We start from the raw sequence: 7,621 nt of genomic DNA, 5'->3' as shown, positions 1-7,621 counted from the left end.
CAAGAGATGTTTGGTGAGGTGAGAAGTTATGAATATTTTAAATACTTACATTTAGGAATTATTTCTCCTATCCCCAGAAAGTCCTTTCCGGAAATAGCTAAAGTAGTTGGCATCAACTCGCCTCAATCCTTACACCATTTTATAGCCAATTCCCCCGGGTCTGTCAAGGAATTAAGAAACCGGAGATTAAGAAAAACCCTAGAAGCCTTAAGGGGAGAAGAAATCATCGTAATTATTGATGAAACTGGAGATCGAAAAAAAGGAAAGAAAACCGATTATGTAGCCCGGCAATACTGATGAATTGAGAGATTATGGCTTGAATATTAAATTAGTATTAGCAGATAGTCTCTTAACTCAATATGCCCAGATTGAAAAATGGTGGGAGATGAAAATGAGTCGAATCAAGCACGGGAAACTAGCCACAGTGAAATTTCAGAGTAATATCAAATCTGGTTGAAGGATATAACGGCCGATCGCAGGTATACTACTTCCATAATTGTGCCATCGAGCATGTTTACGGCGATCGCAGTTTCATCAACATAAGGCGTGAGAATAGAACAGATGATCTGACTGTAAGTTTCTATTCTATCCGCTTTTTTCTATATCACTAATAATGTTTTCCAAGCTTGCTACTAAGGGACTAAGATCGTTAATCACTGTATCCCAAACAACATCTTCATCCACATTAAGATAGTCGTGAACAACTTTACTTCGCATTCCTACAATAGCTTTCCAAGGAATTTGAGGATAAGCTTCCCTAAAATCAAGGGAAACTCGTCTCGCTGCTTCCCCAATAACTTGTAGCAGATGAGTTATAGCTAAACGCAACTGCTCATTATTATCAAACTCTTCTCGACTCACACCTGAGACAAAACCAAGAGCCTTATTTGCTGTGTCTATCATATGGCCAATATAAACACAGTTATCCTTCTGCGACATAACAAACCTCTGCTTCTGCTAGAATGCGATCGCGGATTCGATGGTTCAGAAACTTAGAAGTCACTAAATCAATTCGACGATGATCGAATAAATTTGAAAGTTCTTCTTCAATTTGGTAGAGTTTAAAAAATCCAGGAGTAAAACCCGGTTCAAATTCCACTAAGATATCAATATCGCTCTCTGGGGTAAAGTCATCCCGCAAGAATGATCCAAATAGGGAGAGTTTATGAATATGCCAGTTCTGGCACAGGTTAGCGATCTTTTCAATAGGAACGTCAATATTTTTGACTTTCATGATATAACTAAACTTGACTAATAAGCATAGTCTTGATACTCATAATTAACACTATGTTATAATCATACATAAAGTCAACACTATGGTATGATGAACGATACTTTGGTTCTGGTGGGGAGCAGCCATCAGAGGTAACGGGGAAAGTTTGGTGTAAATCCAACACTGTCCCGCAACTGTAAGGAGATGGAAGACATCTACATCATCTCTAAGTCAGAATGCCCGCCAAAGTGAGTTGGTTTAATCACTATTCTGCGAGGTACAGAATCATGCATAAAATTCCCGTAACCATTATCACTGGATTCCTGGGGGCAGGAAAAACGACCCTGATTCGTAATTTACTCCAAAATCAGGAAGGGCGCAAAATTGCTGTTTTAGTGAATGAATTTGGCGAAGTTGGCATTGATGGGGACTTGTTGCGCTCCTGTCAAGTGTGCGATGAAGAAGAAGACCCCAATAATAATATTGTGGAACTCACGAATGGCTGTTTGTGTTGCACGGTGCAAGAAGAATTTTATCCTACCATGCAAAAGCTATTAGAGCGTCGAGATCATCTTGATTCAATTGTGATTGAAACTTCTGGGCTGGCACTGCCGAAACCTCTAATTCAAGCCTTTCGCTGGCCCGAAATTCGCAATGGAGCAACCGTAGATGGGGTAGTGACGGTGGTGGATAGTCATGCCTTAGCTACGGGGACTTTAGTGGGGGATTTAGACGCGCTGGAAGAACAGAGAAAGGCCGATCCGAATCTGGATCATGAAACGCCCATTGAGGAATTATTTGAAGATCAATTGGCTTGTGCGGATTTGGTTTTATTGACGAAAACGGATTTAGTGGATGAACCCAGTTTAGAGCAGGTGCAAAACTGGTTAAAACAGGAGGTTTCGCCTGCGGTTAAACAAGTGGCTTGTCATCAAGGGCAAATTGATAGTGAAGTTTTGTTAGGCTTTAATGCTGCGGTTGAAGATAACCTAGACTCTCGTCCGAGTCACCACGATCATGAAGAAGAGCATGAGCATGACGATCATATTAATTCAGTTGAGATTGTGTGCGATCGCGCCTTCGACCCCAAACAACTCACCCAAACCCTACAACAGTTTGTCCAAAACCACGAAGTTTACCGCATTAAAGGCTTTGTGCAAGTGCCCAATAAACCCATGCGCTTAGTTCTCCAAGGCGTTGGAAACCGCTTTGATACATTCTACGACCGCCCCTGGAATACCGATGAACCCCGGCAAACCCGCCTCGTCTTCATCGGTCGAGATCTAGAGCGACAGCCTATCGACAGCCTACTCGATAGTCTCAACTAACCGCAATACTTGGTATTCCCAGGGGAGCAAATTCCCGGTCATGATTCTGAGGATTGTTCCGTAGCCGACTCAGACGCAGACGATTCGGAAGCAACGGACTCAGAATCAGACTCTTTAGAATCTGGCTTCGGTTTCGATGGATAAGGCTTCCCACTGGGTTTACCCTTCCCTTTTGGTTTTCGATCTTTTAATCGATCTTTGATCTTTCTGGCTTCGAGAACAACCAATGTCTTACCCTCACGCCCCAACATAAAATCCCAAAACTCTCCTAAAGTGTTTTTCGGTTCGTTCGGTAAGATACCTTGAAAGGTGATCTTAAATGGCTTTTCTAACTTAGAGCTGGGATCTTTGCGATTGGGATTGATGCGAACCGCAATCTTGCCCCCATAATTAAAAATAATCTGCCCCCGTACTGAAAAGACATCACCACTGAGGTTCTCTGGGATGGGATTCAGGGCATTGCGAAGAATAAAATGATAGCCCGCTTCGCGATCGGGTTTAGTCCAACAGCGAAACCAATGGAACTGCTCCAAATTATCATCTTTTTCCAGCCACTTAAAAAAATAGCCCCAACGGATGGAAGCGGGGAAGAACTGATTATCCTCAGTAACAATTAATCCTTTGAGCTGGAATCCATTCTCATCAGGTTGAGGGATATATCGTCCCCAAATTAAACCGGTACTCCGATATTGGATATCCGACTCTGGAGGACAAATAAGGTTACTAATATTACTCTTATCTTGACTATTGGACAAGGTTCTTTTCAGGAAGTAAGGTGGACGACTCCCTCCAGATTCTGGAGGGCAATAGGGAGGGACGATTGAAGGGCCCACTGGAAAGCTGAGGATAATTTTCCCCAAAAGTGAACCTGCTCCATTGTACCTTGTGAAGGCAACTACAAGGGCCACGATCTAACGACTTTGAAGGTCTACGAAACTGGGAGTTGTTAGCTATTGCCTTATTTATCACTTACAGTGTAGGGTGAGAATTAGTTATTAAATTTAATTAAATCTATATATCCTAACTCCGATCGGAGCGTCCTTCCTCAAATGGCAAGCAAACATATATTAATGATCGATGATGAAATGGACATTCGAGAAATTGCTCGGATTAGTCTAGAAAAGTTGAGAGGTTGGCAGGTAACGGGTACAGCATCTGGATATGAAGGGGTAGAGTTGGCGCAACAACACCAACCCGATGTGATTCTCTTGGATGTGATGATGCCTGAGATTGACGGTAAAGAAACTCTAAAGCTCTTAAAAGCGAATCCCAAAACTAAGCATATTCCCGTGATTTGGTTGACGGCTCAAGTTCAAATGACTCGTCGTGAAGCCGCTGCATCCGGAGGAGTTGGAGTATTGATCAAGCCTTTTGATCCACTGGAATTACCGAATCAAATTGAGGCGGCTCTAGATTTCAAAACAGAGGAATGATTCAGATTAGTGAGTTAATCACTGAGTATGATTTAAGTAAAATGGATTGCAATTTGCAGCTTTGCAAGGCTCGAGGGATTGCCGATCCTTTCACAAGAATTTCATATTTCCTCTCTAAAGTAAAGGTGATCATGACTAAACGACTAACTCATTGGGGCGATCGCGATTATGGATAAAGAACATCTTAAATCCACTCCCCCGGATTTCCACCCTGAACTCTCGATGGACGAAGCAATTATGCTCCTGAGTCACGAACTTCGCACTCCCCTAACCTCCATTCGAGGTGTGGTTCGGCTGATGCAAAGTGGCCATGTTACCCCAGAATCAGCAGAAGGCAAGTATATGTTGGCCATGGCCATTAAAAATATTGGTCGGTTGGAGCGCTTGGCTCAAACCATTGAACAGCAACCCACCCTTCCACTAACCCTGTTTAAGAAAGAAGATCTAGAAAAAATTCAATTAGAACTCGATCTCAAGCAAGCGATTGATAAACAAGAGTTAAGCCTCGTTTATCAGCCAATTGTCTCTTTATTTCCTAGAAAAGTAATGGCCTTTGAGGCCTTAATTCGTTGGCATCATGGGGCAAAAGGATTAATTTCACCAGGTGTTTTTATTCCAGTGGCTGAACAAACGGGTTTGATTCATGAAATCGGCCAGTGGGTGATTCGTCAATCTTGCAGTCAGCTTAAGAGATGGAAGAATAGACTGCCCTCAGATTATTCATTACTCATGAATTTGAATTTGTCACCCCTCCAGTTGCTTCATCCCCAGTTTTCGGAACAGTTAAAATCCTTAATTCAAGAGTTACAAATTAGTCCCTATGAAATTCGTTTAGAAATCACAGAAACCATGTTAATGGAAAATCTGGAGGTAGCGACCAATACTATTCAAGAATTGAGGGATTTTGGATTTGAGTTTGATATTGATGATTTTGGTACCGGTTATTCTTCTTTAAGTCGCCTCAAAAATTTGGCAGTAAATGGTCTAAAAATAGACCGATTTTTTCTTCAAGAGAAACAGTGGAATTTAATTAAAGCGATCTTACTCATTGCCTCCGATGTGGGCTTAGATGTCATTGCTGAAGGAGTGGAGACAGCAGAAGATTTTGAACAACTTAAAGAATTAGGCTGTCAGTATTTTCAAGGCTATTTCTTTTCTAAACCGGTTGATGAAAACTTAGCGATCGCCTGGATGGAAAATCAACTCTCTTGTTCCATGGACTAGCACCCACGACTCACTGGCTATTCCCTAGGTGGAGATCGTCAGCGATCGCTCGGGAGGAACAAAGGGAGTAGGCTAACAATGCTAACCAGAAACCCCTCCATTGCCCCATGCTGAGTCTAGAAGAACTTTTTTGTCATGTCGATGACTGAAGTATCATTGAGACGATCATAGAGCAACTCAAAAAGCCTTTCCTCAACTTAGAGTACCTCTTGTCGACGATCGCTTAACCAAAACTAACCTTACCATACAACTGATTTCCGATTCCCGGCTGCCACTCCCAGAGCAAAATGACTTAATACGGTTCATCAGGATGAGCATATCCCAAGTGCTTCCAAGCCGCAGGTAAGGCAATTCTACCGCGAGAAGTGCGCTGTAAAAAACCAATTTGCAGTAGATAAGGTTCATACACTTCTTCAATGGTTTGGGCATCTTCTCCTGTAGCAGCCGCTAGGGTTTCCAAACCTACGGGACCCCCGCTAAAATTCTCAATCATGGCACTTAAAATCAGTCGATCTGTCCAATCTAAACCGCAAGGATCGACATCATAGAGTTCCATGGCTTCAGCCGCTATTTCTTCAGAAATTGTACCCAGTTGTTTGACTTGGGCATAGTCCCGGACTCGGCGTAAAAGCCGGTTGGCAATGCGGGGAGTGCCGCGCGATCGCCGGGCGATTTCCGTCGCTCCTTCGGCCGTGATTTCTGTGCTTAAAACTTTAGCCGCCCGTTCTACAATTAAACTTAATTCGTCTAATTCATAAAAGCGCAATCTTTGCAGTAATCCGAAGCGATCGCGCAAGGGGGAAGTTAACGCCCCCACTCGCGTGGTTGCCCCCACCAGAGTAAACGGTTTCAGGGGAATGCTGCGCGTTTTCGCCGTTTTCCCTTTACCGACGGTAACATCTAAGCGGAAATCCTCCATCGCTGGATATAGTAATTCTTCCGCTACCCTAGAAAGACGATGGATTTCATCCAAAAATAGGATATCTCCGGCTTGCAAACTCACCAATAAGCCGACAATATCGCGGGGACGCTCTAAAGCTGGGGCGGCACTAATTTTGCAGGTTACGCCCATCTCGGCTGCTAAAATTAAGGACATCGTAGTTTTGCCCAATCCCGGCGGACCATAGAGTAATAAATGATCTAGCGGTTCCTTTCTCGCTTTCGCCGCTTGAATCGCAATTTCCAATACACTTTTAAGATCTTTTTGTCCCACATAATCAGCTAATCGGTGGGGACGTAACTTTTCTTCCTGTTTGTCCGTTTCCTCCACGTTTGCTTCAGCTTGTAATAGGGATTCATCAATCTCCGGTTCTTGGCGTTGGGCTTGGTAGTTTTTGCGACCTGCACGCATTCGCCGTTTTTTGGGATCGGGAGAGGATGGGTAGGAAGACTCAATGGCCATAATTGGGGAGTAAATGCGAAAAGACAACAGGCAAGTGACAAACGGCAGAGTAAAATAACAATATTTAGAATTTCCGATACCGAAAGGTCAACGATCGCGATTAAACTTGAGATTATGTCTTATCCCTCCTTAACTGTGCCAGAAAATGTCAGCTTTGAACAGGCGATCGCCCTCACTCAAACGTTTCTTGACCTCCTGGAAAAGGAAGAATTAAGCGAAGAGGTCATTCAAACCACCGTCAATGAGTTAGTGAAGACGGAAAACGGAGCCAGGGGATTTTTTGTCACCTATCTAACCGACAAACGATCGGTGAGCGATCGCCCCACTTCTGGCGTAATTGAAGGATTACAGACCTCTCCAGAAATTGTCAGTGAATTGCTGGTCAAAAATGTAGCGATGTCTACTGCCATGGCGATTACCCATACACGCAATCAAAACCTGGAGATGGCAGGCAATTCCCAACAAGTCAAAGAACGTACTACCCATCTGATCGCTCAACTCCAACTTCCCGAAGTTAAAACCAGAGCCAAACAGCTCTGTGAAAGTGCCCAAACTGGAACAGGAGAGTATCAAAGTTTTCTGGAGCGCTGGGGATACGATGCGGAGCAAAAACAAGCAATTCAAGATGCTCTAGGTGACTTGAGTTTGTAATCAGTAGGTGCGATTTTCAGTCATCTGTAGCATCATCTTCCCGCTCCTGTTGATTGAGCAAGATGTCCAGGATACGGCGATTCTCCGTTTGCAGTCCGCGAGTCTCTTCTTGAAGTCTCCGAATCTCTTCTTGTCGTTGATCCATTCTCTGAAATAACTGTCGCCGCTCCTCTCCTGCTTCTGCTACAGCATTGGCTAAAGCTTGAATCACACGAGCATTACTTTCAATCAGGCGCTCTTGCCTCTCGGCGGCCCTCGCGTTACTTTCAAGAATGCGATCGTGGCTCTGGACTGTTTCAAATAACTGTTGCCGCTCTTCCCTAGCTTCTCCTGAGACCTGGGTTAAAGCTTCCATCATACGACTATTGCT

General features: G+C 43.7%; 9 protein-coding genes, 1 pseudogene and 1 riboswitch. Of the genes and pseudogenes, 5 read left to right on the top strand and 5 right to left on the bottom strand.

The features are described from left to right. A pseudogene (locus J7545_RS15935) lies at positions 1–294 on the top strand (transposase); the annotation flags it as partial. Positions 295–585: 291 nt separating this feature from the next. Here J7545_RS15935 and J7545_RS15930 read toward each other — a convergent pair. Together J7545_RS15930 and J7545_RS15925 are read right to left on the bottom strand one after the other, a co-directional pair. After that, positions 586–939, bottom strand: a complete 354-nt coding sequence (locus tag J7545_RS15930) for a DUF86 domain-containing protein (protein ID WP_318700072.1) — start codon at positions 937–939, stop codon at positions 586–588. Then, on the bottom strand, positions 923–1,234 hold the full coding sequence (locus J7545_RS15925; protein ID WP_283756145.1) for a nucleotidyltransferase family protein: 312 nt from the start codon (positions 1,232–1,234) through the stop codon (positions 923–925). The genes J7545_RS15930 and J7545_RS15925 overlap by 17 nt, the downstream gene beginning before the upstream one ends. An 86-nt stretch (positions 1,235–1,320) precedes the next feature. Further along, positions 1,321–1,476: riboswitch (cobalamin riboswitch) on the top strand. Positions 1,477–1,500: 24 nt separating this feature from the next. Here J7545_RS15925 and cobW point away from each other — a divergent pair. Further along, positions 1,501–2,541, top strand: coding sequence for a cobalamin biosynthesis protein CobW (gene cobW / locus J7545_RS15920; RefSeq protein WP_318700071.1), 1,041 nt, complete (start codon positions 1,501–1,503; stop codon positions 2,539–2,541). A 38-nt stretch (positions 2,542–2,579) separates the two neighbouring features. Here the strand turns inward: cobW and J7545_RS15915 are convergent, their stop codons facing one another. Continuing rightward, the gene (locus J7545_RS15915) at positions 2,580–3,401 is read right to left on the bottom strand and encodes a hypothetical protein (protein WP_318700070.1); all 822 of its coding nucleotides are present in this window, start codon (positions 3,399–3,401) and stop codon (positions 2,580–2,582) included. A 210-nt stretch (positions 3,402–3,611) separates the two neighbouring features. Between J7545_RS15915 and J7545_RS15910 the strand changes: the two genes are divergently transcribed. Together J7545_RS15910 and J7545_RS15905 are read left to right on the top strand one after the other, a co-directional pair. Next, entirely contained in the window at positions 3,612–3,974 is a 363-nt protein-coding gene (locus J7545_RS15910) for a response regulator (protein ID WP_318719850.1), read from the top strand. 168 nt (positions 3,975–4,142) lie between these two features. Then, complete coding sequence (locus J7545_RS15905) at positions 4,143–5,198, top strand: putative bifunctional diguanylate cyclase/phosphodiesterase (RefSeq protein WP_318700068.1); 1,056 nt, start codon at positions 4,143–4,145, stop codon at positions 5,196–5,198. Between the two features lie 292 nt (positions 5,199–5,490). Here the strand turns inward: J7545_RS15905 and ruvB are convergent, their stop codons facing one another. Continuing rightward, positions 5,491–6,600, bottom strand: a complete 1,110-nt coding sequence (ruvB, locus tag J7545_RS15900; protein WP_318700067.1) for a Holliday junction branch migration DNA helicase RuvB — start codon at positions 6,598–6,600, stop codon at positions 5,491–5,493. A 114-nt stretch (positions 6,601–6,714) separates the two neighbouring features. Here ruvB and J7545_RS15895 point away from each other — a divergent pair, with 114 nt between their 5' ends. Then, complete coding sequence (locus tag J7545_RS15895) at positions 6,715–7,251, top strand: hypothetical protein (protein WP_318700066.1); 537 nt, start codon at positions 6,715–6,717, stop codon at positions 7,249–7,251. Positions 7,252–7,267: 16 nt separating this feature from the next. Here J7545_RS15895 and J7545_RS15890 read toward each other — a convergent pair whose 3' ends face one another. After that, on the bottom strand, positions 7,268–7,606 hold the full coding sequence (locus J7545_RS15890; RefSeq protein ID WP_413039292.1) for a hypothetical protein: 339 nt from the start codon (positions 7,604–7,606) through the stop codon (positions 7,268–7,270). Positions 7,607–7,621 lie beyond the last annotated feature (15 nt).

This window comes from Roseofilum sp. SBFL, assembly GCF_017746885.1.
In the GTDB taxonomy this organism is placed as follows: domain Bacteria; phylum Cyanobacteriota; class Cyanobacteriia; order Cyanobacteriales; family Desertifilaceae; genus Roseofilum.
This window is presented reverse-complemented; position numbering and strand designations above follow the sequence as displayed.